The organism is Nostoc sp. TCL26-01 (genome assembly GCF_013393945.1).
Classification (GTDB): Bacteria; Cyanobacteriota; Cyanobacteriia; order Cyanobacteriales; family Nostocaceae; genus Trichormus.
Window position 1 is genome coordinate 1,483,738 of the sequence record NZ_CP040297.1, and the last position, 24,376, is coordinate 1,508,113.

Genomic DNA, 24,376 nt, shown 5'->3' on the forward strand with positions numbered 1-24,376 from the left:
GTGAGTGCTGGGTGGAAGTTGGAAGTCGGAGTGCTGACTATTGACCATTGACCATTGACTAATGACTAATGACTAATAACTAATGACTCTTCCATATTGCCCATTGCCCAATAACCAATAACTAAATTTTTCCAAAAACATTATGTCTACAAATATCAACTTGTTCTCACCTTACAAATTAGGTGATTTAGAACTACCCAATCGGATAGTTATGGCTCCTTTGACTAGACAAAGAGCAGGTGAGGGGAATGTACCACATCAATTAAATGCTACTTACTATACTCAGCGTGCGTCAGCTGGATTGATTATTGCCGAAGCTACACAGGTTTCACCCCAAGGGCAAGGGTATCCCCATACACCGGGCATTCATTCACCAGCACAAGTAGCAGGTTGGCAATTAGTCACGGAAGCAGTGCATCAACAAGGTGGCAAAATTTTTCTGCAACTGTGGCACGTTGGTAGAATTTCTCACCCTGACTTACAACCGGATGGAACATTACCTGTAGCACCTTCTGCCATTAAACCCCAAGGTGAAGCAGCAACTTATGAAGGCAAAAAACCCTTCGTGACACCCCGCGCTTTGGATACTGCTGAAATTCCAGCCATTGTAGAACAATATCGGCTAGGGGCTGCCAATGCTTTAGCCGCAGGATTTGACGGTGTAGAAATTCATGCTGCCAATGGTTATTTAATAGACCAGTTTCTCAGGGATGGTACGAATCAACGTACAGATAAGTATGGTGGTTCTATTGAAAATCGCGCTCGATTGTTATGGGAAGTGACTGAAGCGGTGACAAGTGTGTGGGATTCCCAACGAGTAGGAGTCAGACTATCTCCTAGTGGAACCTTTAACGATATGCGTGATTCCCATCCTTTAGAAACTTTTGGTTACGCGGCTCAAGCACTCAATCAATTTAATTTAGGATATCTACACATCTTTGAAGCCATAGACGCAGATATCAGACATGGTGGAACAGTTGTTCCTACTAGTCATATCAGGGAACGTTATACAGGTACACTAATTGTCAATGGTGGTTACACCCGTGAAAAAGGTGATACAGTACTGGCAAATCAAGCCGCAGATTTAGTTGCTTTTGGTGTTCTATTTATCTCGAACCCAGATTTACCAAAACGCTTGGCTGCCAATGCACCATTAAATCAACCAGATCCCACAACATTTTATAGTGGTGGAGCAAAGGGTTATACAGATTATCCTTTTTGGTCGGTGGCTAGTTAGTAGATAAGTGCAATTACAATATTTAAATCACATAAGAGGAGAATCTCATGAGTACAATCACTAAAACTCAACCTCTAGATGTACCGAGTGCTATAGTTCAGCGTCGTTCCATTAAAACTTTTAAAACAGATCCCATCGCCCCAGATTTACTCAAGCAGTTAGTGGAGTTAACCGTAGCTGCACCTAGTAGCTTTAATGTTCAAGCTTGGCGGATAATTCTGGTTCAAGATGAGGCGAAAAGAGCCGCCCTTGCGGCCGCCGCTTGGAACCAAAAACAAGTTGCGGAAGCGCCAGTTACCTTTGTGTTTGCCGCAGATGCCAACGCCGGGGAAAAAGACTTAACGCCGATTTTTGAAATAGCTTTAGAAAATAAAGCATGGAATGAAGGCACAGTCAATTATTTTAAAAGCTCTATCCCCCAATTTCAAGCAGGATTGGGAGACAAGCGCCGGGAATATGCGATTAAAGATGCAATTATTGCTTCTACTCATCTAGTCTTAGCCGCCGAAAGTTTGGGTTTGTCTACCTGCTTTATGAATGGCTGGATTGAAGATAAAGTTAAAGAAGTGATTGGTGCAGCAGATGAGCCTGATTTAGCGATCGCTGTCTTAGTTCCTGTAGGCTATGCAGCCGAACCCCGCTTAAATCCTGGTCGCCTGCCATTATCACACAATGTTTTTGTAGACACAATCCATAATCCTTACCCAGGATAATTCTTGCTTGGGCATGGGAAGGAGGCAAGCAGGGGTGTAAACAGTGAACAGTGAACTTTTATTAACTGGTAACTGATAACTGTTAACTGGTAACTGATTCCCTCTCCCCATCCCTCCACCTCTATAGTCAAGGGAAAAAATCAAATGTCCGTATTTAGTAAATCCCAACTCCCAGTATTTAATAACTTTGAAGAAGAACGGCTACACCGCAAACAACGTTTAGCGGCTGCCTTTCGCCTATTTGGCAGGTTTGGCTTTAGTGAAGGTATAGCAGGACACATCACAGCTCGCGATCCAGAGTTTACAGATCACTTCTGGGTAAATCCACTAGGAACATACTTTGGTCATATTCGGGTATCCGACTTGATATTAGTTAATCGAGAAGGTGATGTAGTTAAAGGTGATGCTCAGATAAATCAAGCCGCTTTCGCTATTCACTCGCAGATTCATGAAGCTAGACCTGATGTTGTAGCGGCTGCTCATGCCCATTCTATTTATGGTAAAGCTTGGTCTAGCTTAGGTCGTTTACTTGACCCCCTGACTCAAGATGCTTGTGCTTTTTATGAAGACCACGCATTATTAGATGATTATACAGGTGTCATTTTAGACTCTTCGGAAGGTCAACGTTTAGCTGCAACTCTAGGGCAGAATAAAGCCATCATTTTACGTAATCATGGTATCCTGACAGTAGGACATACAGTCGATGAAGCTGTCTTTTGGTACATCACTTTAGAGCGTTCTTGTCAAGCCCAACTCTTAGCAGAAGCTGCGGGTAAACCTAAAGTGATTGGTCATGAAACTGCCCGGTTAACACACAGTCAAGTAGGCGCACCGAAGGCAGGGTGGTTTAGTTTTCAGCCACTTTACGACCGAATTGTTCGTGAAGAACCTGATGCGTTTGAATAAAAGCGAGTAAGTGGAGTGGAAAACTCATTACTTAGCACCACTAATTACCCATCGATTATTGTCTGCATCCCATAACATCGAGAAACGCACAGAACTCGGTACTTGTTTGCCATTTTTTAATGAGTAATTTAATTGAGCGTCAACTGTGGCTATTTCTGAATTAGCCTCAACCAAACTGACTTGCTCAACATCTATACTTTGCACCTGTCCGCCCCACCAATCAAGATATGATAAGTAACCGTTGGGGTGGAGTTGTCGATTATTTTGGTAGCTAGGAGATAGCAAATTCCACGCAGAGCGATATTCACCTTGATTAATGGTGTCATAATAATTCTCTACAGCTTCTGCTGGTGATGGTCTAGCAACTACTGACTCGGTTGAGGTAGGGATTTGAGATGGTGTAGTCTGTACTGGTTGTTGGGTGATGGGAGTTTGTGGTGTGGTATTCTCGTTTATTGATGTTGCAGGAGTGGTGGCGACTGGAGAACTAGCTACTGGCTCGACATTCTGAGTAGCAGGTTGATTTGGTTTATTCAAAGCTAAACCAATCATGATGGAAGTACCTATCAAACTACCAGCAATGATACTCCCCAGGACAATTCCTTTCTGGTTATTACTTTGATTTACAGGTGCAGAAGTAGCAACTGCTCTGGGACTGACAGCAACTGTATTTGTTAAGGTAGCAGGAGATGATGGAGTGTTGCTTGGTTGTAGATGGGAAACTGGCGATGTCGGTGCTACGGCTGGTTGCTGATAGGCAACTGTAGCGGGAAAGTTGACTATCCCGACTTGTAAGGCTTCTAGCATTTCTCTAGCAGTGGCAAAGCGTTCTCGTGGATGATAGGCGATCGCTCGATCAATCACAGCTGCTAAGGTAGGACTAACACTCAAGGCGTGTCTGCGCCAGATAATCTCTCCACTGTGGGAGTCTGTTTCTAAGTCTTGGGGTTGTTTCCCAGTCAGCAAGTAAATTGCTGTCATCCCTAGACTATATAAATCACTAGAATACACTGGTCTACCTGCGGCTTGCTCACTCGGCATATATCCAGGTGTACCAATGACAATCGAACTGGTGGGTAAGCCTTGGGAATTTACCACTGTTCCCATTGATTCCCGTACTGCACCAAAATCAATCAGTACAGGCTTACCATCTCGATGACGCAAAATAATATTGTCTGGCTTGATATCACGGTGAATAATCCGTTTGCCATGAATGTATTCTAAAACAGGTAGGATATTGATTAATATTTCTCTGACTGAGCTTTCACTCAACAAGCCTTGCTGCTGAATTTTGGCTGTGAGTGTATCTCCTTCAATCCATTCTTGAACTACATAAAATTGTGTATCAGCTTGAAAATAAGCATACAAGCTGGGAATTTGGTCTGAATAACCACCCAAATCTTCTAAAATCGCTGCTTCTCTTTGAAATCTTTCTTGGACTAGTTGATAAATCTGGGGATTATGATGAATTGGTCTGAGCTGTTTAATCACACAGCGACGGTGAGAAGGCATTTGACTATCTTCCGCTAAGAAAGTTTCGCCAAATCCACCACTCCCCAAAGTCCGAATCACTCGATAGCGATTATTCAGCAGCGTATCCATAGGTTATGTAATTCGTAATTCGTAATTCGTAATACTCGCCAAAGGCGAGAAGCAAGCTACGTAATTTCATTTGACTATTGACTTTTGTAGTATTAATTTTGATTGACACCCACAGAAATCTCTTCAGATTCTGGATTGACTCTTTGTTCATCCGTTACAGAATCGGATTCTGTAGATTGAGGTACAGCAATCAGCATATCAGCACCATTGATGATTACCCCTAACAATCCTAGTTCTGCCTCGACTAGTTGATCGATCGCTTCACCTAACATATTTTCTTGAGTGTAGTTGACTCGTGATACCAGAGCAATACCATCGCTATAAGGTTGAATTAACAGAGGATCGTTAGATACACTTAAAGGACTGGAATCTAAAATCACTAAATCATATCGCTCCCTCACATCTTCTAAGAGTCGCCGCATTTCGCTAGACTCTAAAATAGCGGCAGATTGACGTACAGGCCCTGGACTAGGGATAATGTAGAGGTTTTCCACTTCCGGTACTAAGCGGATACATTCACTTAGGCTAGCGTAGTAACGTAGGGGTTCAATGGTGGCATCTGGGTCTGGTGTGACTCTCAGAGATGAAGACTTAGAGGGCGATCGCAAATCTGTCTCGATAATTAAGGTTCTCTTGCCAGCACGGGCTGAGGCTATACCCAAGTTGTAAGCGCTGGTTGTTTTACCTTCTTTACTACTAGTACTAGTCACCAATAATACTTTCAATGTTCTACCACCGAGTCGGCGCAGATTACTCCGGCACTTCTCGTAAAATTCTAAGTACACAGAATCTAGAGAAAGCACTACAGGTAATGCGTCTGGTGGTAAATCATCCACTGGCATGAGAGGGACTTCTCCCAACATTGCCACCTCTCGTTGTTTGAGGTTTTCTTTGATGTCCTCTCTGGTTCTGAGCGTGCCTTCCAAAGCACCCAATAAGAAGATTACCCCACCACCAACGATCAATCCCAGGAAACCACCCACAGCCAAAGTTAAAGGTACACTCTTGGGTTTTTTCGCATCAGCTGAGACGGCGGGAGGTCTAGCAATCCCGAAACTACTGACTGTTTCCGCCTCAGCAGTTTGGGCATCAGTTAACTTGGACTGCATTTGATCGTAAACTGCTTTCTTGAGTCCTACTGCCTGTTCTAGACGCGATCGCTCTAATTGTTTGTTGGGTATCTGCGAATATTCTTGCCGTAATTGGACTTCTTCCCGAAATTGCTGGGCTAACTGTTGTTGCAAGGTTTCTTTTTGGGTTTGCAAAGATACCATTTGGTTAGCTAATTGCTGACGGGCTGGATCTAGACTACTTTGCGTCCGGATGCCCTCAATACTACCCGCTAGGGGTGCTGTTGTCCCACCACCACCAATCACTTCTGCTGCTCGTTGTTGGAGTAATTCTTCAGTAGCTTGCTTCTGGCGTTGCAGTTGGATCATCGTTGGGTGTTCTGGACGCAAATCTTTCCGTAAGAGGGCGATTTGTGACTCGGTTTGATAGATTTGCGATCGCAGGTTGCCAATAATCGGGTCAGCACTCAAAGCTGAGGAAACGTAAGATTGCCCAACATTTAAGCCCAATTTATTTTGTAAGCTGCGAATTTGGGCATCGATGCCGGTGATTGTCTGTTGAATCACTCGTTGTTGATTTTGACTGTTGGTAACCGCACCCAATAAACTACCATTTTCTGCGGCTAATATAGCTGGACGCTCCCGGCGATCGTACAATTCTAGCCTCGACTCTGCTGCTTGTAACTCTGATCTAGCTTGGGGGATGCGTTCATTAATTTTTTCAATAATTGCCCTTAATCGTCCAGTATTAATATCACTACTCAGTTTGACCATTGCCTGCATCAGTTCTAGTAAGACTGTTTGAGCAATTTTGGGGTCAGTATCTTTATATGCTAGAGAAATGACGTTAGACTCTAGCTCTCCCGTCCGGGGATTTTTTCTCGGTAGTGTAATTGCTACACTTGAACCAATCTTTTTGGGTGAAAGATTGACCTTGGTTGCTACACTCGCTAGCACTTGATCTGATAGTAAAACTTGCTCGTTTAATTCCTGTCCTTGTTGCTGAATTTCACTACCTGTAGTTGAAAATGATACCGGAGGACGAGAATAGGTCAGCGCACCGCTTGCTGTATATGTAGTTGGTGGTTCTGGTTGGAGAGCCACAACTGTTGACCCCGCTACCACCAATGCAAAGCCGGCTAATCCAATCCATTTATACTTCTCGAAAGCAATAATATAACGCTTAACAATTGGTGGGGTCATAACAGAAACAGATGAAAGATGGACGGAACTTTATGTACTGGTCAACGAGCAGAGATCACAATAGTTAAGTAGCTCAACAAAATCAATACCTGGGTAAAATTCGGACATGGGTCTAAGCAAAAATATCTGGGAAATTAATTTTGCTCAGTTACTTACTAGTTATTATTCATCATTCATGATTCATTAGTCACCTAGATTTGTTCTTTTGTAATCTTCTGATTTTCTCATAGTGCTTAACCCTGCCCTGCTCATTTTGAGACTGACTACCTACCAAAGTTTTCAAAAAAGTTTAAAAATGAGCGAACATTAAAGAAAGGTTGCGTAATCGTACTGAGGAAATTAGTAATCCTACCCACTAAGTTGCGTCCAACTACAATAACATCATTATCTTGTAGTGGCACGTTTTGCGAGACATCACCAGATAAAGCTTTTTTCCCATCAAGTTTTTGGGTGACGGCCTTACCTCGTTCCGGATCGAAGCGGACAAGAGCAATTTCTCGGACATTAGCAGTATCCAGATTTATCCCTCCCAAGGCATCGATAAATGTACTACCGTTAGGCAGAGTTTGTGTCACCAAACCACCAGCAGCATAATTCAGCACCCGGACGCGAATCTGTGGTACAGCCAAGGATGAACGCGCGACTAAATTGCGATCGTAACCATCTTCCGTACCCACTTCTCGACGGGGTATAATCAGTGCATCGCCATCTTGTAAGCGTAAACTAGGAATTGAACCATCATTTTGCAACGTGGCGTACAAGTCAATAGTTTGAGAAATTGCTGAACCATCCATCAACCTGCGACGAACTTGCACTTGCCGCAAATCTGCACCGATTGTAGACCCCCCAGCCACCAGCAAAGCATCAGCAATTCTGGGCAAGGAAGCATTCAGATTATAAATACCCGGTTTAAAAACTTCGCCGCTAATACTTACTTGTACTGGTCTGGGACTTGCCAATGACACCACTAAAATTGGGTCAGTCAAAATCCGACTTAAACTCAAGCGAATTTTTTCTTGTGCTTCTTCCAAGCTCAAGCCTTGTACCGACAAGTTGCCAACTTGGGGAACGATGATATTACCCTCTGGATTAACTTGCGCTTGAAAACTGGCATCTGGACGTGGTGAGGATAAAGACAAAACCACTATCGGATCAACCACATAACGATTAAGCAAGGAGCGAATTTTGGTTTGCGCTTCAGGCAAAGTTAAACCCTGGAGTGGTACTGTCTCCAAAAGCGGAACGATAATATTACCCTCTGGATTAATTTGCGCTTGAAAACTCAAATCAGGAAACCGTTGGACAACCACACTAATCACATCTCCTGGCCCCAAGCGATAAGCCCCAGGAGGACGGGGAAATGTGACATTAATCACATCACCAGGCCCCAGTAAATAACGACTAAATTGGGGAGAAGTTTCGTTATTTGTTCCTGGCGGTACAACATCAGCCTCTGGTGGAGGTGCGGGGAATTTTCCTGGTGATTCTCCTGAAGATGGTAAAGATTGAGCTACAACAGGCTGAAAATTGGTAGTGAAGAAAAGCCCTACTTGTAAACTTACTAAGCATAGGGCGCTAAATGCACGCATATAAGCACTGGAAACTATGAACATTGCTGAATTCAGGATATACTGCAAAGAGCCAATCATGAACTGATTTTTAAAGGCCCTGCCATTAATCTGGCTTGAACAATTTCACCAATTGACTGCGCTAAAGGCCAAGTAGTTTCCACCTGGCCTAGAGGCTCCATCGGAATCAGAATACTCACTGCTACCCACGGAGCGCGATGTTTATGTAATTGTGCCACTTGATCTGCCAAAAACCAGCGAAAAGGTGTGGCATAACCGGCATTGGGCGAGGCATACCATTGCAAAACAGCTAGTGTCTCTTGATTAGTAGAAACACGATAAAATGTGGCTTCTACTTGAGTTTTGCCATTTTTACCCGCAATAGTTAATTGCGCTGGACGCGATTGTGCTATGTCCCATTTTCCCCAGCGAGCTTTTCCCCAACCACTAATATCTGTCCACTCAATTTCTGGTTGATCTTTGGGGCCATTTTGGGGCAGCAATAAAAGTAGCGCCTGATTTTTTGTTCCTTCTTGTTTCAGGAGTTGTAAAGACCATTTATGTTCACCAATGGGTTGTTCTACTTGATCAACAGTTTGCCAACCAGGTAAATTTAATCCTTGGTTCCGAATTTCTTTTAATTCCTTTAGGTTGGTAATGGGTAGAGGTTCTTGCCATTGCCATTTGCCACTTAAGTACCCAGGAACAGCTCCTACTATCAGTAAGACTAGCAATAGTAAAAGCACACCGATGGAAGATAAATGCTTTTCTGGGAAAAGTTTAGATAAGTAAGTCATTCGTAAAAATTGCTATATTTACGCAAAATTTTACTTGAATAAATGACACTGTGGGTTCAGTAAAATTCTCAGTCTACCTATGGTTATACAATAGAACCTGCACAGCAATTTTATTGACTGTGTTTAGGTGTATAAAGTCTTGATAAATTTTCTTCACTATGAGAGCCGGAAAAAATAAAGACGTAGCAATGCTACGTCTCTATGCAAGTTAATATGAGTTGCTACTCACTTACTCCTACTTCGGTATCTTTTTCTGGTTCAGTGTCTGGCAGTACTGAGAAATAACTATCCATCCAATTTAACAATGGCACTAAGGACAGTAGCATCAAAGCAGAGTAAAGATCACCACCCCAACTATCATGTAGCCATTTAAAAGCCCCTTCTTGGCCAGTGCCATGAAAGTAGCTGAGTAAAGTGTTGCGAATAATATTAGCAATCACGCTAATGATCACACCGGTAGATAAAAACCAAATAGTGATGCGGCGTGAGGCTAAGGTTCCTGTCCAATAAAGCAGCATTAAGCTGACGTAGATAGTTGTAAACAACATCTTCAACCCAGCACAGTAGGGAGCAACCTCAACAATTCTGCCATTGACATAAATATTTATCCCATCCACGATCGCTACTATACCCACCTGATTGAGTATAAAACCTGCTGTCCCAGCGATGAAGCTTTGCAGGGGAAACGTATAAGGTGCAATCAGATAAGGTACAGCTGTCGGGGTGGCTAATAATACTAGCAACAGAGAGAAACCATGCAATCTCAACCCAGGTAAACCCTTAAACCATAAGCACAATCCTGCTAAGATCGTCGGTAAGGAGAGATTCACCCACTCGGTAACACCAGTCAAATAAAATATTCCCCCCAGAACAAGTAAAGTTCCGCCCAGAGGATGAGTTTTATTAGCTAGACGTTGCCATTTTTTGCGATTTCCCCAAGCAAGATAAGCAGCAAAGGGGATACCTATAATTCCGTGGCTAAAATATTCGTGTTCTGTGCTGATAGTTTTGTAAAGCCAGCCGTCCAGCCAATGCCATAAAATAGGTGCGTAAAGTAGGACTAGTACACCGAAAATACCTATACCAATTAGTTGGTCTATGCTGCGGTTTTTAATCTGTTGCTGAAGTGCCATAAGAAAAATTCAAGATTAACAATTCAAAAACCAGAGATTCTACATACAAACTGGTCAGTGTTAGTGCCACTGACCATTGATTTAAAGACTTTAATTTGAGATTGGCAGTGAATAACTCTAGTTTTTCACTATGACCACAAGAGGCGATCGCTCTCGTAACTTCATCTATCTGTCATCTATGCTACTTTACTTTGTCTGGTAATAGATGTAGGTTTTTCGGTAAAATTACCAACTGCCTTGGCGATAGTCGCTACGACTTCTCTAATTTGGCTATGGTTCAAACCAGGGTACATTGGTAAAGATAGTATTTGTTTGGCTAGTTGTTCCGCATGGGGAAAATCTCCCGGTTGATAACCCAAATCCCTGAATGCTGGTTGTAAATGACAGGGAATTGGGTAGTGAATGCCCGTTTGGATACCTGCTGTTGTTAGTTGTGCTTGAATTTCTTGGCGTTCTACAGCACATGAATCATCAATTTTAATCACGTAAAGATGGTAAACATGACCATCTCCACTTTGGTTGTGCATGGGAATAATCCCTGCCGATGCCAGTGGTGCTAATTCTATATCATATGTTTGGGCAATGCTGAGGCGATCGCTATTCCACTGTGGTAAATGTGGTAATTTTTCTAGCAACACGGCTGCTTGTAATGTATCCAAACGGCTATTTGTCCCCATCTCGATATGAACATACTTCTGAGATGAACCATAATTACGGATACGGGCAACTTTACTGGCAATATCAGCATCTTGAGTCAGGAGTATTCCCCCATCACCGAATGCCCCTAAATTTTTACTGGGATAGAAACTAAAAGCTGCGGCTGTTCCCACAGAACCAGCTTGATATCCATCGCGGTGTGCTAAATGTGCTTGTGCAGCATCTTCAAAAATTAAGACTTTGTAGGTATCGGCAAAATCTAGTAGCTGGTGGGGTGATACCATCTGACCATACAAATGGACGGGGATAATAGCTTTTGTCTGGGCTGTGACTGCCTTGGCTGCTGCTTGTAAGTCAATTAACGCTGTTTGAGGATCACAATCCACCAAAATGGGTTTAGCCCCTACTTGCACGACACCAATCAATGTGGCCACAAAAGTATTGGCAGGTAAAATCACCTCATCCCCAGGGCCAATATTACAGGCTTGCAAACCCAAAGCGATCGCATCTGTTCCTGATGCTACGCCTACACCATATTTTGCTCCAGATGCAGCTGCAAATGCTGACTCGAAGTCTGCAACTGCTTTTCCTAAAATAAAATCTCCCTGGTTACATACTTTCTCAATTGCCTGTTGTATTTGAGCTTGAATTGGTTGGTGTTGTAATGCTAAGTCTACAAAAGGAATTTTGACAGTCATTTTATCCATTACTAGTTAGCTCCAATAATAAAATACGAGCATTTTCTCTATCCATACCTACAGCAGCGTGTAATCAAAGTGAATTTCCTTATCTAACCCTCAAAACCAGATACAGAGTTTGTTTTACTTGTGTAAGCATTGCCTAGAGGCAGGTTATGCTGAGTTATTAATTTTGCTGTATGATGCCTTTATGACATAACATTCATCTTTGTACAAACCATAATTATCAAAAACTTGTAAATATTTCATGAACTTTTTATTTTCATGAAATATGTGATTTTATCTATTCCCCCCATTTTAATTTTTATGAAAAACAGCGATCGCTTAACGTAAATCTATGGGCAAATAGTGTAATTATCTATATTTTTAGCTAGTAGTTGATTATGCGAAATCAATATAAACATTAAACCTAATTTAATGAAAAACTCCACTCACAAACCGATAGAGTTTTTGTCAGTGGTCAGTAGCCAGTGGCAAAACAACTGACAACCGCTCACAAGGAAGGGATGAAACCAGATCCCAAACAACAGATAAGCGCTGCGCTATAAAAATTGAAAAATCTGCTTTCAGGTTACCTGTTGCCTGTTAAGATACCCTAATTAGCTCATAAACTAACGTACTGTCAGAGATGTTTTAGTGATGGTACTTACGTGTTAAGCGTAAAATCAGTACTTTAAACTACAGGTTTCACTTATTTAAATTTAGGAGTAGAAAATTTTTATTTCCAGCTTGTTTATCCGCAGCAAAATTGGGGAATGCTTAAAAATAGTACATCTTGAAGAAGAATTCAGAAGTCAGAATTCAGGAGTCAGAATCAATGAGTCGGGAATTCAGACCGCGACTCATTGTACGCCTTTGGTGTTCCCGAAGGGTAGAACTCCAAATCGTAGATTTGGAGGGGGTTTTAGACCCATTTATTCATCCGCCAGTCGCACAGAATTCATACTGAATTCTGGCTCCTGACTCCTGAATTCTGTTCGATAACCCAGTATTAGCGGTTATATAAATTACAGTATCGAGCATTTATTAAGGTAGCGGTGTCAATGGTAGAGCCGGAAAACAAATTTTTTGCCATTAAGGATGGTTGGGCTTCTCAGGAAACAAGAGAGCAGCAACGCCTCAAAGCATTATTGGAATTAGGTTTGCGACAACCAGAAACGATACCAGTTTTTGAAGAAGCTACTCAAACTGCGGCTCATTTTTTGGAAGCACCAATTTCCATATTGGGGTTCATCGACCAAGAACGTCATTGGTTTAAATCGGCAGTGGGCTTATCCAGGCTGGGATTAATGAATAATTTAGCTCAAAGTCGCCAATTATTACGTCAAGAATCTTTCTGTACGCAAGTAGTGGAAAATTCTCAAGTTATCGTCATAAACGATACAAAAACTATTGCAGACCCAATATTAGCGACTGGCAAGTTGATCCAAGAATATGGCATCCGGGCTTATTTAGGAGCGCCACTGACTGATGCTGAAGGCAATTGCTTAGGTGTACTAGCCGTGATGGATTTAGTACCACGTAATTTTACGACCAGAGATGCTGAGTTTTTGCAAATTATCGCTCGTTGGAGCATGAGCGAGTTTGAGCGGAATCGATTACTGATGCAAGGAAGACCAGAACAAAGTAGTGTTAAAAACGCTCCTACTTTGTTACTGCCAGAAGAAGCGCCACGTGAGGTCAAAGTTACTCCATCTAGTTTAGAAACAGAATCTCTTTCAACCAAGCAAGTCAAACTAGAACTTTTAGCACAACTAACACAGGAATTACGTACACCATTGACATCTGTATTAGGGATGGCAAGTGTTTTAGGACGGGAAATTTATGGCCCATTAACCACAAAGCAAAGAGAATATCTAGATATCATTCAACATAGCGGTCGCTACTTGCTTTCTTTAGTCAATGAAATTACCGAACTAGGAGCAATCGATGAAAAACCAAATGTACTAAATCTGGCTCCTGTAGATATTGAAATGCTGTGTCAACAAGCCATTAATACTTTAGAAGAAGCGGCTAACCGCCGTGAACAAGATATTCGCTTGTCGATAGAACCGGGGCATGGTCGTATTTGGCCTTTAGATAAAGATAAAGTTAGACAAATACTGTATCACCTGATTTTTAGTGTGATTCAACTCTCTGCTACTGGTAGTATTGTACGTATTCATGTTTCTTATAAAGAAAATACACTCAGTATTACTGTTTGGGTTTCTCATCCCTGGTTAGGAGATGGGATTACTGATGTTGACCCATATTTCCGACTTAATTCCTTATCTTTATATGAGCTGACAGCTGAAACAGCCATTTACACTAAGCAATCAGAAAATCCTCAAGAATCAGGAAACTTACCAATAACACTAGAGAGGTTACAAACTTTAACTGATGCTTATGCTCAAGTTTTAGCTGTTAATCCTGATGGAGATACGATTTCCGGTCAGAGTAATTTGTCTCGTGAAAGTTTGGGTTTATTGTTGAGTTGTCAGCTAGCGGAATTACATGGTGGACAAATTTCTATTCAAGGAACCCCAGAATCAGGGCATCGTTATGTACTGACTTTACCATTACAATTAGCTACTAATTCTCAAGTCAGTGAAATTCCATAAAAGCTAGTTATAGTCATTAGGTAAATAAATAATGAGATATGATGTGCTGGGACTGGAGTTACTGCTCATCAGGACAGCACAACTAATTTGCAATCTGTGTGATTACCTTCTTATAATGAGCCGCATTAAGATCAAGTCCAAGAGCAGTGTGGTCTTGCTAATTAATGGCAGCTTGTTTTATGAATTTAGTCTGGCAACAATTTACTTTATCTACTTTACCGTTAAAACAATATCTGGCGACCAGTTACGTACACCGTTATCTGGTGGGACTATTGTCCTCTTGGCGGCAAACTAGTGTCTTGCTACAGTGGGGAGATGCGATCGCAGCTGCGTTACTCAGCTTGGTCTACATTCTGGCCCCCTTTGCCTCTAGCACCCTTGTAGGAGTTTTACTGGTTGCTTGTGTGGGATTTTGGTTACTACTAACTTTGTCCGATGAACCATCCCCAACAAGGGCTTCACTTTTTACGCCGATTCACCTATTAGTGTTGCTTTATTGGGGAGTTGCATTAATAGCAACAGCATTATCCCCAGTCAAAAAAGCAGCGTTGAATGACTTGGCAACTTTGACGTTGTATCTGCTGCTGTTTACCCTTTGTGCTAGGGTGTTGCGATCGCCTCGTCTCAGGTCTTGGATTATTAGCCTTTACTTACACGTGTCCTTAATTGTGAGTGTCTACGGGTTGCGGCAATGGTTTTTTGGCGCAGCACAATTGGCTACCTGGGTTGATCCGGAATCTCCTCTGTCGAAAACCACCAGAGTTTATAGTTATTTGGGAAATCCTAATCTTCTAGCTGGGTATTTACTACCTGGAGTAGTTTTTAGTTTAGTAGCAATTTTTGCTTGGCAAGGCTGGATTAAAAAAGCATTAGCATTGACAATGTTAATTGTCAATAGTACTTGTTTAATTTTGACTTTTAGTCGTGGTGGTTGGATTGGTTTACTAGTAGCAGTTTTGGCTGTGGCAGCATTACTAGTTTACTGGTGGGGTTTAGAAATGCCACCTTTTTGGCAAACTTGGTCATTGCCTATACTTTTAGGGAGTTTAATTGGAGTATTGGCGATCGCTGTTATCTTTGTTGAGCCAGTCCGCTTTCGAGTTTTGAGTATCTTTGCTGATCGTCGGGATAGTAGCAATAATTTTCGCCGGAATGTGTGGGATGCTGTATTTGAGATGATTGGCGATCGCCCGATCATTGGCATTGGCCCTGGACATAATTCTTTCAATAAAGTCTATCCACTGTACCAGCGTCCTCGTTACACCGCGTTGAGTGCTTATTCCATTTTCCTAGAGGTAGCGGTAGAAACTGGTTTGATTGGGTTAGCCTGTTTTCTGTGGCTAATCATTGTCACCTTTAATGCGGCATTAATCCAACTAGCACGGTTACGACAATCTGCCAATAGACAAGGATTTTGGTTAATTGGCGCGTTTGCCAGCTTGTTGGGGATGCTGGCTCACGGTACGGTAGATACAATCTGGTTTCGTCCTGAAGTCAATACACTTTGGTGGCTGATGGTGGCCTTAATTGCTAGCTATTGGACACCCGTGCATCCAGACCAAAATCCAGAACTTGATTCACCCAATCCAGAAACTGCAACAAATTAACGTCAGACTTATCTGTGTGGGGGTATAGGGGTATGAGGGTAGAAGAAATAAGGCTTTTTGCTGGTTTGATTGGTGTTATGGACATTATCACCTGAAATTGAAAAACCCCTAGCCCCTGTAAATATTACTCTCTGTAGCTAGTAGCACTGGGGGAATTAGGATCACGATAGCGGGTTGGTTCATCGTCACGTTTTTTCCCTGCTAACCCCGCTAAACCCAGCAAACCGATTAAACCTAACCAACCCCAGTTAGAATCATTGCCATCGCTAGTGCGATCATACGTTGTAGTTGGAGGGTTATTGGTTCCAGGTGTAGGGTTGATTTGAGCTTTCGCAGGTAGAGTGAGAGACAACATTGCCATACTTAAAGTCAGAACAGCAGCGCTAACAATCTTGGTATAGTCACGTTTCATGGTATGAGTTCCTTGGTACTTCCACAAGATACTCACAACTCTATCCAGTCCCATACCCAGCAAAATCAATCTGTGGCTATAAACTAGTTGTTTAGTTAACTCACGCTGAAGGCATACAATAGCTACTTTGGTAGCCATCAGTGTATGACTCTAGTGTGGTAGCGAATAAGTGGTCAAATATTAAGTAATGGGTAATTTATTTAGAATTTTCTCTCGATTAGTAATTACCCATTACCCGTTACCAAATTAGTGATTTTTCATTGCCCGTTGCATATCACGTTGGTCTTGACGGCGTTTCAGGTCATCTCGCTTATCATGGAGTTTTTTACCTTTACCAAGGGCAAGACTGATTTTCACCCAGCCGCGTTTAAGATACATTTTCAATGGGACTAAAGTCAAACCCTGCTGTTCTACCTTGCCAATCAGCTTACGAATTTCCTGGCGATGCAGTAGCAGCTTGCGTGTGCGGCGCGGTTCGTGATTAAAATATTGTCCACTAGCGTTATAGGGAGAGATATGCACGTTAATTAACCATAGTTCACCATCTCGAATCAAACCATAACCATCTTGGAGATTCACTTTACCCGCGCGGATTGACTTCACCTCGGTTCCTGTTAATTGAATCCCCGCTTCATAAGTTTCTAGGATTTCGTACAAATAACGGGCTTGTCGGTTATCGGTGATAACTTTGTAACTTTCGCTTTTATCGCTCATTGAGAATTAGGTTACTTTTAGACTGACTGCAAAAATCGTTGGGATTAGCTGGTTAATTTCGCAGGGGGTATTAAACCACTATAAATGATTCACGAAATCTCTGTATTATCTCAATCATTTAGCTTTTCTCTGTTATCTAACAGAATTCAGGAGTCAGGAGTCAGGAGTCAGAATTCAGCATGAATTGGAGTTCGATTGACTGACTAGGCATCCTTGGTCTTTTGTTAAGAATTACAACATTATCTTGGCTTTTTTGTCTTTAGGGCTTGCAGTAGTGCAGAACTTCGTTAACCTGATGATAGATTTAAGATTTTCTTTATAAATCACCCTTAGTGCAGTCATTAGCTGTGAATCCTGTCATAGTATGAAACATAAGAACACTATTGAATTGGTGTTTCAGTATGGTATGGAGCTTGTAGAAGTCGATTTATCAGTAAAAAATCATGCTAGGGGTGTACCGTTCATGCCCTTGACGATTCTTGTTGTGGATGACGATTTGGGCACTCGTCTGTCTATTAGTGATTATCTAGAACTGTCTGGCTACTCTGTGATTATGGCCAATGATGGGCAAGAAGCTTTGGCGATGGTGGAAGAATACCGTCCCGATTTGATTGTGACTGATATTGTCATGCCAAGAATGAATGGTTATGAATTGGTGCGTCGGGTACGTCAACAACCAGCGTTCCGTCTATTACCTGTAATTTTATTAACAGCACGTACTAAGACCCAAGAAAGGATTCTGGGCTATCAGTCAGGATGTGATTTATACTTACCTAAGCCTTTTGAACTAGAAGAGTTAGCAGCAGCAATTCGCAATCTGTTGGAGCGATCGCAAATTATCCAATCTGAATACAGATTCTCTCAAAAAGACGATACCAGCAATTCGCTTTCCTCACAAACAGTGAAAAATCATCACTCTTTGTTCAATCAAATTGAGGAATCACAATTACTCTCATCTCTAACTCTCAGAGAAAAAGAAGTTTTAGAACTCCTAACTCATGGTCTATCTAACGCTGAAATGGGACTACAACTACACTTGAGTCCCAGGACGGTAGAAAAATACGTCAGTAGCTTATTGAGAAAAACAGACACTAGCAATCGAGCTGAGTTAGTCCGTTTTGCGATGAAGCATGGTTTGGTGGAGTAGGGGAAGAGGGGACAGGGGACAGGAGATAGGTGACAGGTGACAGGTGACAGGTGACAGGGCAGAGGGGCAGAGGGGCAGAGGGGCAGAGGGGCAGAGGGGCAGGGGAGAAAAACTTCTTAACTCACTCACTACTCAGCACGGGCTGCATCGCCCCGCTTTCGCTAACAGCACTCTTCACTCACTCAGCACTCCCTCACTCCCCACTTTCTAATGTTTTAGTAACATACTTGAGTAGACCTTCACAGGCATCAACTAGCAAGTCAATGACCTGATTAAATCCTTCCGTACCACCGTAGTAGGGGTCGGGAACTTCCTTGAGGGTGTGGTGAGAGCAAAATTCGCACATCAAATGTACTTTGTTGTGATATTCTCCAGTTGGGTCGAGGGCAATAATGTTGTCATAATTGTCTCGATCCATCGCTAAAATTAAGTCAAACTCTTGAAAGTCTGATTTTTGAAATTGCCTAGCACTACCACGCAGTTTAATACCTAATTTTGTATGTGCAGCTGTATTCATTCGTCTGTCAGGAGGACTACCGATGTGATAGCTGGATGTACCAGCTGAGTCACAAAAAATTTTGTCGCTCAAGTCCGCCTGTTCGACAAGATGATTCATAATGTTTTCTGCCGACGGCGATCGACAGATGTTGCCCAGACAAACAAATAGTAGTTTGTAAGACATAATACTAATTCATAATTCGTAATTCAGAAAGTAAATTTTGCTGACAAAAATCAGTACTAAAGCGATTTTTAGGCCGATGAAGTAACCTGTCTAGTCCAGAGATCGTAGGGGCGGGTTAAGTGAGATATTGGTGAATCATGACAGCATATCTGTTAACCCGCTCCTACTGCTTGTGAGAAATGCGGGTAGCCTCTGTTGACTAAAAATATGTACCTCACTTAAATGAGAAACGCTATATATCTTACTTACTTAACAAATGTCAAAAGTCAATAGCCTAAAGTCTATAGTCTCAAAGGGTTTTGACTAATGACTAATGACTAATGACTAATGACTAATAACTAAAATCCTGGTAATTCTAACCCACTGGTCAAATCTTCCATGCGTTCCCGCATTGTGGCTGTAGACTTGTTGTAGGCATCTTTCATTGCTACTGTTACTAAATCGGCAAGTAAATCTGCTCCTTGTGCTAGGGCATCGGGAGAAATTTCTACCCGTTTGGGTTCCTGGTTGCCACTGACAATCACTTTGACTAGACCACCACCGGCTTCTCCCTGGATTTCCATTTGTTCCAGTTCTTCTTGGAGTCGCTTTGCACCTTCTTGTACTTGTTGGGCTTTTTTGAAAGCGTCGGCTAGTTCTTTCATTTTTCCCAAGCCAAAGCCAAATCCTTGTCCTTTTCCTGTCATAACTGATTGTTCGCGTATGCGTTGAGTAATAAATCAAATTCAATTATAGATGCGGTAGGTAAATTGCCTCTTTTTTTACTAAAACTTTAGGGGATAGAGACTAGAGACTATAAATAATGGACATTGAAAACTAGACAATTTTTCACTAAATTCTAGCTTCTAGCCTCTAACCTCTAGCCCCTCAAGCAGCTACTTGAAAATCGCCAAGCATTTTTACTTCTGGTTCTAACAATATTGACCAGTGTTCTTGAACTTCTTGCTGGATATGGCGAATGAGGCAGAAGATATCGTGGGCTTTAGCGCCGCCGCGATTGACGATAAAATTGGCGTGGAGATGAGCTACTTGTGCGCCGCCTATTTGGTAGCCTTTTAACCCTGTTTGTTCGATTAACCACCCAGCTGTGTAAGGCTTGGGGTTACGGAACACACTACCACAACTGGGAAAGTTGTATGGTTGGGTGCTGAGGCGATGTTGTTTGTGTTGCTTGGTGGTGGCTACTACCTGGGCCGGATCGAACCCTGGTTGGAGTTGGAGAGTAGCTTGGGTGATAATGCGATCGCCTCCCTGTAACAATGAAGTCCGGTAGGCGTAACCTAATTCATCTGGGGTAATAATTTCGACTGTACCATCGGGTAAAAGTACTTGAGCATTCACCAATATATCTGCAATGCAGCTACTATGCGCACCGGCATTCATAACTACAGCACCACCGACAGTTCCAGGGATACCGACAGCCCATTCTAATCCTTGCCATCCTTGTTGGGCTGCTTCCCATGCCAAGCTAGGGATGGATTCACCTGCCGCTACTGTTATTTGACCTGTTTCCGGGTCAAAATGGCTATGACGGAGATGGCGAGTAGCAATTACTAACCCGGAGATACCGCGATCGCTTACTAACAGGTTAGAACCTGCACCTAGAGTTGTGACTCTGAGATTATGTTCTTTGGCATACTTGATGCTGGCTTGGAGTGCTTCTAGGTTGCGAGGTGCAACATACCATTCGGCAGCCCCACCCACCCTATAGGAGGTATGAGCAGATAATAAAGCCTGGGATTTAATCTCGCAGTTAGTACCGGGTAAGCAAATAACTTTACTTTCTGAACGATTTATGGTTTGTGTATCTAAATTTGAAGCAGAAACCGTGCAGGCGTTTCCAGCTGCCTGAGAAATTTTCATCTTTACATCTATAGTGTTTGTGAAATTTTGACATTTATTTACCGTAAAACTACGGTAATCCGAAACCGATTAAACTCTTGCTAAATTCAAGGTTTGCTCTAGATAGACTCGTGAGCAGTGATTATCGTCACAATGTAGCTGTAGCAGGTTCGCACAGTGTAGTAATAATTTCTGGAATTACTTGGTTTAAGTTACCAGCACCCAAGAACAGGGCCAAATCTCCAGGACGGAGAGTTTGGAGTAAGTATTCACTCACTGCTGATAAGGTTGGCTGATAAACTACTTGTGAGTCTGCTTTGGCAATTGCCTCAGCTAATTGCTCACCACTGATTTGCCCTAAGTTGGGTTCACCTGCACTGTAGATATCTGTCAGTACCACCAAGTCAGCATGACTGAAGGATTGAGCAAACTCGGCTAAAAAAGCCAAGGTGCGACTATAGCGATGAGGTTGAAAAATGGCAACTACTCTTTGTCCAGGTCTAGCTTGCAGACGAGCTGCGGCTAGGGTGGCGCGAATCTCACTGGGGTGATGAGCATAATCATCAATGAAGGTAATCCCATCGACTTCGCCCCGAAACTCAAAGCGCCGTCTTGCACCTTCAAAGCTAGCAATACCTTTGGCAATGTCCCCAAATTCTAAGCCCAACAAACGCCCAACCGCTACGGCTGATAAAGCATTACTCAGGTTATGGCGACTCAGGAGTTTTAATTTCAACACGCCTAAAGCCTTACCTTTTTCCCAGACTAGGGCTGTAGTCCCTTCAGCACGGTAGTCGATATTACTAACTGTGTAGTCAGCGTTGGTGTCTTGATGGAGACTGTAAGTAATTGTGGATTTTAGGCGATCGGCAGAGCTGTTGTGTAGTAAATCGCGCACGGTGGCACAATCAATACTGCCAATTAAAGTTTTGCAACCCTTGGCAAATGTTTGAAATGTTTCAATTACTTCTTCTAGGGTTTCGTAGTGGTCGGGATGATCTAGTTCAATATTGGTGATGATGCCAATTTCCGGGGCGTGCTTCACTAGAGAACCATCTGATTCGTCTGCTTCAGCAACTAAATAGCGACTTTCTCCCAGTCTAGCGTTACCTTCCCAAGCATTTACTTCTCCACCCACCAGAATTGTCGGATCTAAACCAGCTGCTAGTAACATATAACCAATCATGCAACTAGTGGTAGTTTTGCCATGAGTGCCGGCAACAGCTATGCTATGGTAGTCAGCAATTAAAGCTGCTAATACATCTGAACGATGAAAAATCGGACAGCCTAATTCCAAAGCTGCTTTGTATTCTAAATTATTGGTATTAATTGCTGTCGAACAAACAACTTGGGGTAGTTTTGCCGCAGGGATTTTTTGTTGAGTATTTGATTCTACTCCATTAGCATCGACATTAATATCAAAAAATTCAAAATTACTAGCTTCTTGTTTAGCAAAAATATGTGCGCCGATAGATTCTAATTGTCTAGTAATGTGGTTGGGACGAATGTCCGAACCGGAGACCGGCAGATGGCGCTTGACTAGTAAATATGCCAGGGCAGACATCCCTATACCGCCGATTCCGATAAAATGAAATGGTCTGCCGCCAAAATCTACGCTATTACTCATTGATTGCTCCTCTTAACACCACACCACACCATTAATCACAAATAACACGGGTATCATAACAGGATTTTGATTTTTACTGTAACTACTCCTATATCAATTTCCAGCTTGATGTTCTCTTAAATTTTTACTGTAGTTTTGTTTGTTGAGAATGATTTTACCTTGGTTGGAGGTTTTTGCTATTTTCAAAGTGTTTTTAAGATTATTCAGCGAATTTTCATCACATCGGGAAATAAATTCTTGTAATGTGAAATACATATTTTCAATTCCTTACTGGTGTTGAGTATATGAGTTTATTGGTAGCGGAACCACTTTTAATATTTCATCAAGCCAAGGCATGAATTAATTAAAATATGACGTTGGCAATGAAAATGATTTTCAATTGCATAGAGCCAAGGCATCATCAGATACAGCACATAGCAATTTTCGGCGGTACATTTGACCCCATCCATTATGGGCATTTACTGATAGCCGAGACGGCTTTAGAGCAAATACCCATTGAAAAAGTCATTTGGGTTCCATCCCGCAATCCACCCCACAAAAAAGCGGCCGCATTTGAGCATCGTTTATCAATGCTGCAATTAGCTACAAGAGATCACCCAGCGTTTACTGTTTCCTCGGTGGAAATGAATCACGCTGGAACTTCCTATGCGATTGATACATTGATCAACTTATCTGCTGGCTATCCAAATACTTATTGGTACTGGATAGTGGGTTTGGATACCTTCCAAACCTTACCTCGTTGGTATCGTGGACACGAACTAGCACAAATGTGTAATTGGTTAGTAGCACCCAGATTGCTAGGTGGTGAGACTATAGCTCAAAGCGAGCTGATCTGCAAGCAAGTGAAGCAACAACTAGAAAATCAGTCAGATGCTATACACTGGCACTTATTGCATATACCCTTAATGGGAGTTTCGTCAAGTCTAGTTCGTAAACTTTATCGAGCAGGCAAGTCAATTCGCTATTTAGTACCAGAAGATGTCAAACATTACATTGCTGATCACGACCTCTACTCAGATAAATCTGAATAAATTATGTGTTTTTTTTTGGATATAACACTTTATGGTTATTAATACTCTCCCCCTTTGCGATATGATTGGGGTCAAAGATATCAACTTATAGGCATATATACAGAGGGCAAGACACTGTGATTAGAGTCGCAATCAATGGTTTCGGGCGCATCGGGCGTAATTTTGCACGTTGCTGGCTAGGCCGACAAAATAGCAATATAGAACTTGTAGCTGTTAATGACACATCCGATCCGAGAACTAATGCTCACCTCCTAAAGTATGACTCAATGCTTGGGAAGTTAAAGGATGTTGACATTACGGCTGATGATAACTCTATCACCGTTAACGGTAAGACCATCAAGTGCGTATCTGATCGCAACCCAGAAAACTTGCCCTGGAAAGAGTGGGAAATTGATTTAATCATCGAAGCTACTGGTGTATTTACCAGCAAAGAAGGAGCATTAAAGCACGTCAATGCTGGAGCTAAAAAGGTACTGATCACAGCCCCCGGTAAAAACGAGGATGGCACTTTTGTGATGGGTGTAAATCATCACGATTATGACCACAATGTACACCACGTTATCAGTAACGCTAGCTGTACAACCAATTGTCTAGCTCCCATTGCCAAGGTGTTGAACGATAAGTTTGGGATTATCAAAGGCACAATGACCACTACCCACAGCTACACTGGTGACCAGCGCTTGTTAGACGCTTCTCACCGTGATGTCCGTCGGGCAAGAGCAGCAGCTATCAACATCGTTCCTACTTCTACTGGTGCGGCTAAAGCAGTGGCACTGGTAATTCCACAACTCAAAGGCAAGCTGAATGGTGTTGCGTTGCGTGTACCTACCCCGAACGTCTCAATGGTAGATTTCGTCGTTCAGGTTGAGAAGCGTACTATTACGGAAGAAGTTAACCAAGCTCTGAAAGATGCAGCTGAAGGTCAACTCAAAGGCATTTTGGACTATAGCGAACTGCAATTAGTATCCTCGGATTACCAAGGAACTGATGCTTCTTCCATTATTGATGCTAGCTTGACTTTGGTTATGGGCAATGACCTAGTAAAAGTTATGGCATGGTATGACAACGAGTGGGGTTATAGCCAGCGCGTTCTCGATTTGGCTGAGTTAGTCGCCGAGAAGTGGGTTTAA

At 42.4% G+C, this 24,376-nt stretch carries 21 protein-coding genes; 8 read left to right on the forward strand and 13 right to left on the reverse strand.

The genetic code is table 11. The features are described 5' to 3' along the window. Positions 1-142: 142 nt before the first annotated feature. From FD725_RS06255 to FD725_RS06265, 3 genes are all read left to right on the forward strand, one after another. Positions 143-1,237 carry an alkene reductase gene (locus FD725_RS06255; RefSeq protein WP_179047326.1) on the forward strand — a complete coding sequence of 365 codons (1,095 nt, stop codon included), beginning with the start codon at positions 143-145 and terminating at the stop codon, positions 1,235-1,237. A gap of 47 nt (positions 1,238-1,284) precedes the next feature. Continuing rightward, positions 1,285-1,950, forward strand: coding sequence for a nitroreductase family protein (locus FD725_RS06260; protein ID WP_179047327.1), 666 nt, complete (start codon positions 1,285-1,287; stop codon positions 1,948-1,950). A gap of 144 nt (positions 1,951-2,094) precedes the next feature. Further along, positions 2,095-2,856 (forward strand): class II aldolase/adducin family protein, encoded by a 762-nt coding sequence (locus FD725_RS06265; RefSeq protein WP_179047328.1) that lies wholly within the window; start codon positions 2,095-2,097, stop codon positions 2,854-2,856. Between the two features lie 27 nt (positions 2,857-2,883). Here FD725_RS06265 and FD725_RS06270 read toward each other — a convergent pair whose 3' ends face one another. The 6 genes from FD725_RS06270 to FD725_RS06295 all read right to left on the reverse strand — a co-directional run bounded on the left by FD725_RS06270 (position 2,884) and on the right by FD725_RS06295 (position 11,584). Then, complete coding sequence (locus FD725_RS06270; protein ID WP_179047329.1) at positions 2,884-4,458, reverse strand: serine/threonine-protein kinase; 1,575 nt, start codon at positions 4,456-4,458, stop codon at positions 2,884-2,886. A gap of 92 nt (positions 4,459-4,550) precedes the next feature. Continuing rightward, a complete protein-coding gene (locus FD725_RS06275) occupies positions 4,551-6,731 on the reverse strand; it encodes a polysaccharide biosynthesis tyrosine autokinase (protein ID WP_179047330.1) in 2,181 nt (726 codons plus the stop codon). A 263-nt stretch (positions 6,732-6,994) separates the two neighbouring features. Continuing rightward, positions 6,995-8,344 (reverse strand): polysaccharide biosynthesis/export family protein, encoded by a 1,350-nt coding sequence (locus tag FD725_RS06280; RefSeq protein WP_179047331.1) that lies wholly within the window; start codon positions 8,342-8,344, stop codon positions 6,995-6,997. A 32-nt stretch (positions 8,345-8,376) separates the two neighbouring features. Next, positions 8,377-9,096, reverse strand: coding sequence for a cyanoexosortase B system-associated protein (locus FD725_RS06285; protein WP_179047332.1), 720 nt, complete (start codon positions 9,094-9,096; stop codon positions 8,377-8,379). Positions 9,097-9,317: 221 nt separating this feature from the next. Continuing rightward, entirely contained in the window at positions 9,318-10,229 is a 912-nt protein-coding gene (gene crtB, locus FD725_RS06290) for a cyanoexosortase B (RefSeq protein WP_179047333.1), read from the reverse strand. Positions 10,230-10,405: 176 nt separating this feature from the next. Next, positions 10,406-11,584, reverse strand: coding sequence for a DegT/DnrJ/EryC1/StrS family aminotransferase (locus tag FD725_RS06295; RefSeq protein ID WP_372726726.1), 1,179 nt, complete (start codon positions 11,582-11,584; stop codon positions 10,406-10,408). A gap of 1,043 nt (positions 11,585-12,627) precedes the next feature. Between FD725_RS06295 and FD725_RS06300 the strand changes: the two genes are divergently transcribed. Both FD725_RS06300 and FD725_RS06305 read left to right on the forward strand, forming a co-directional pair. Next, positions 12,628-14,184, forward strand: coding sequence for a GAF domain-containing sensor histidine kinase (locus FD725_RS06300; RefSeq protein WP_179047335.1), 1,557 nt, complete (start codon positions 12,628-12,630; stop codon positions 14,182-14,184). Between the two features lie 179 nt (positions 14,185-14,363). Continuing rightward, positions 14,364-15,791: an IctB family putative bicarbonate transporter gene (locus tag FD725_RS06305; protein WP_179047336.1), complete on the forward strand. Its 1,428-nt coding sequence runs from the start codon at positions 14,364-14,366 to the stop codon at positions 15,789-15,791. Positions 15,792-15,915: 124 nt separating this feature from the next. Here FD725_RS06305 and FD725_RS06310 read toward each other — a convergent pair whose 3' ends face one another. Next, complete coding sequence (locus FD725_RS06310) at positions 15,916-16,203, reverse strand: WGxxGxxG family protein (RefSeq protein ID WP_179051446.1); 288 nt, start codon at positions 16,201-16,203, stop codon at positions 15,916-15,918. 246 nt (positions 16,204-16,449) lie between these two features. Continuing rightward, entirely contained in the window at positions 16,450-16,917 is a 468-nt protein-coding gene (gene smpB / locus FD725_RS06315) for an SsrA-binding protein SmpB (RefSeq protein ID WP_179047337.1), read from the reverse strand. Positions 16,918-17,380: 463 nt separating this feature from the next. Between smpB and FD725_RS06320 the strand changes: the two genes are divergently transcribed. Further along, complete coding sequence (locus tag FD725_RS06320; protein WP_179051447.1) at positions 17,381-18,064, forward strand: response regulator transcription factor; 684 nt, start codon at positions 17,381-17,383, stop codon at positions 18,062-18,064. A 193-nt stretch (positions 18,065-18,257) separates the two neighbouring features. Here FD725_RS06320 and FD725_RS06325 read toward each other — a convergent pair whose 3' ends face one another. From FD725_RS06325 to FD725_RS06345, 5 genes are all read right to left on the reverse strand, one after another. After that, on the reverse strand, positions 18,258-18,746 hold the full coding sequence (locus tag FD725_RS06325) for a low molecular weight protein-tyrosine-phosphatase (RefSeq protein WP_179047338.1): 489 nt from the start codon (positions 18,744-18,746) through the stop codon (positions 18,258-18,260). A 338-nt stretch (positions 18,747-19,084) separates the two neighbouring features. After that, entirely contained in the window at positions 19,085-19,432 is a 348-nt protein-coding gene (locus tag FD725_RS06330) for a YbaB/EbfC family nucleoid-associated protein (RefSeq protein WP_179047339.1), read from the reverse strand. 181 nt (positions 19,433-19,613) lie between these two features. After that, the gene (gene murB, locus FD725_RS06335) at positions 19,614-20,609 is read right to left on the reverse strand and encodes a UDP-N-acetylmuramate dehydrogenase (RefSeq protein ID WP_179047340.1); all 996 of its coding nucleotides are present in this window, start codon (positions 20,607-20,609) and stop codon (positions 19,614-19,616) included. A gap of 127 nt (positions 20,610-20,736) precedes the next feature. Then, positions 20,737-22,215, reverse strand: a complete 1,479-nt coding sequence (gene murC, locus FD725_RS06340; RefSeq protein ID WP_179047341.1) for a UDP-N-acetylmuramate--L-alanine ligase — start codon at positions 22,213-22,215, stop codon at positions 20,737-20,739. Positions 22,216-22,308: 93 nt separating this feature from the next. Beyond that, positions 22,309-22,470 (reverse strand): hypothetical protein, encoded by a 162-nt coding sequence (locus FD725_RS06345; protein WP_179047342.1) that lies wholly within the window; start codon positions 22,468-22,470, stop codon positions 22,309-22,311. Positions 22,471-22,619: 149 nt separating this feature from the next. On the opposite strand from FD725_RS06345, the gene nadD reads away from it, so the two are divergent. Beyond that, the gene (gene nadD / locus FD725_RS06350; protein WP_179051448.1) at positions 22,620-23,246 is read left to right on the forward strand and encodes a nicotinate (nicotinamide) nucleotide adenylyltransferase; all 627 of its coding nucleotides are present in this window, start codon (positions 22,620-22,622) and stop codon (positions 23,244-23,246) included. Positions 23,247-23,362: 116 nt separating this feature from the next. Then, positions 23,363-24,376: a type I glyceraldehyde-3-phosphate dehydrogenase gene (locus FD725_RS06355; protein ID WP_179047343.1), complete on the forward strand. Its 1,014-nt coding sequence runs from the start codon at positions 23,363-23,365 to the stop codon at positions 24,374-24,376.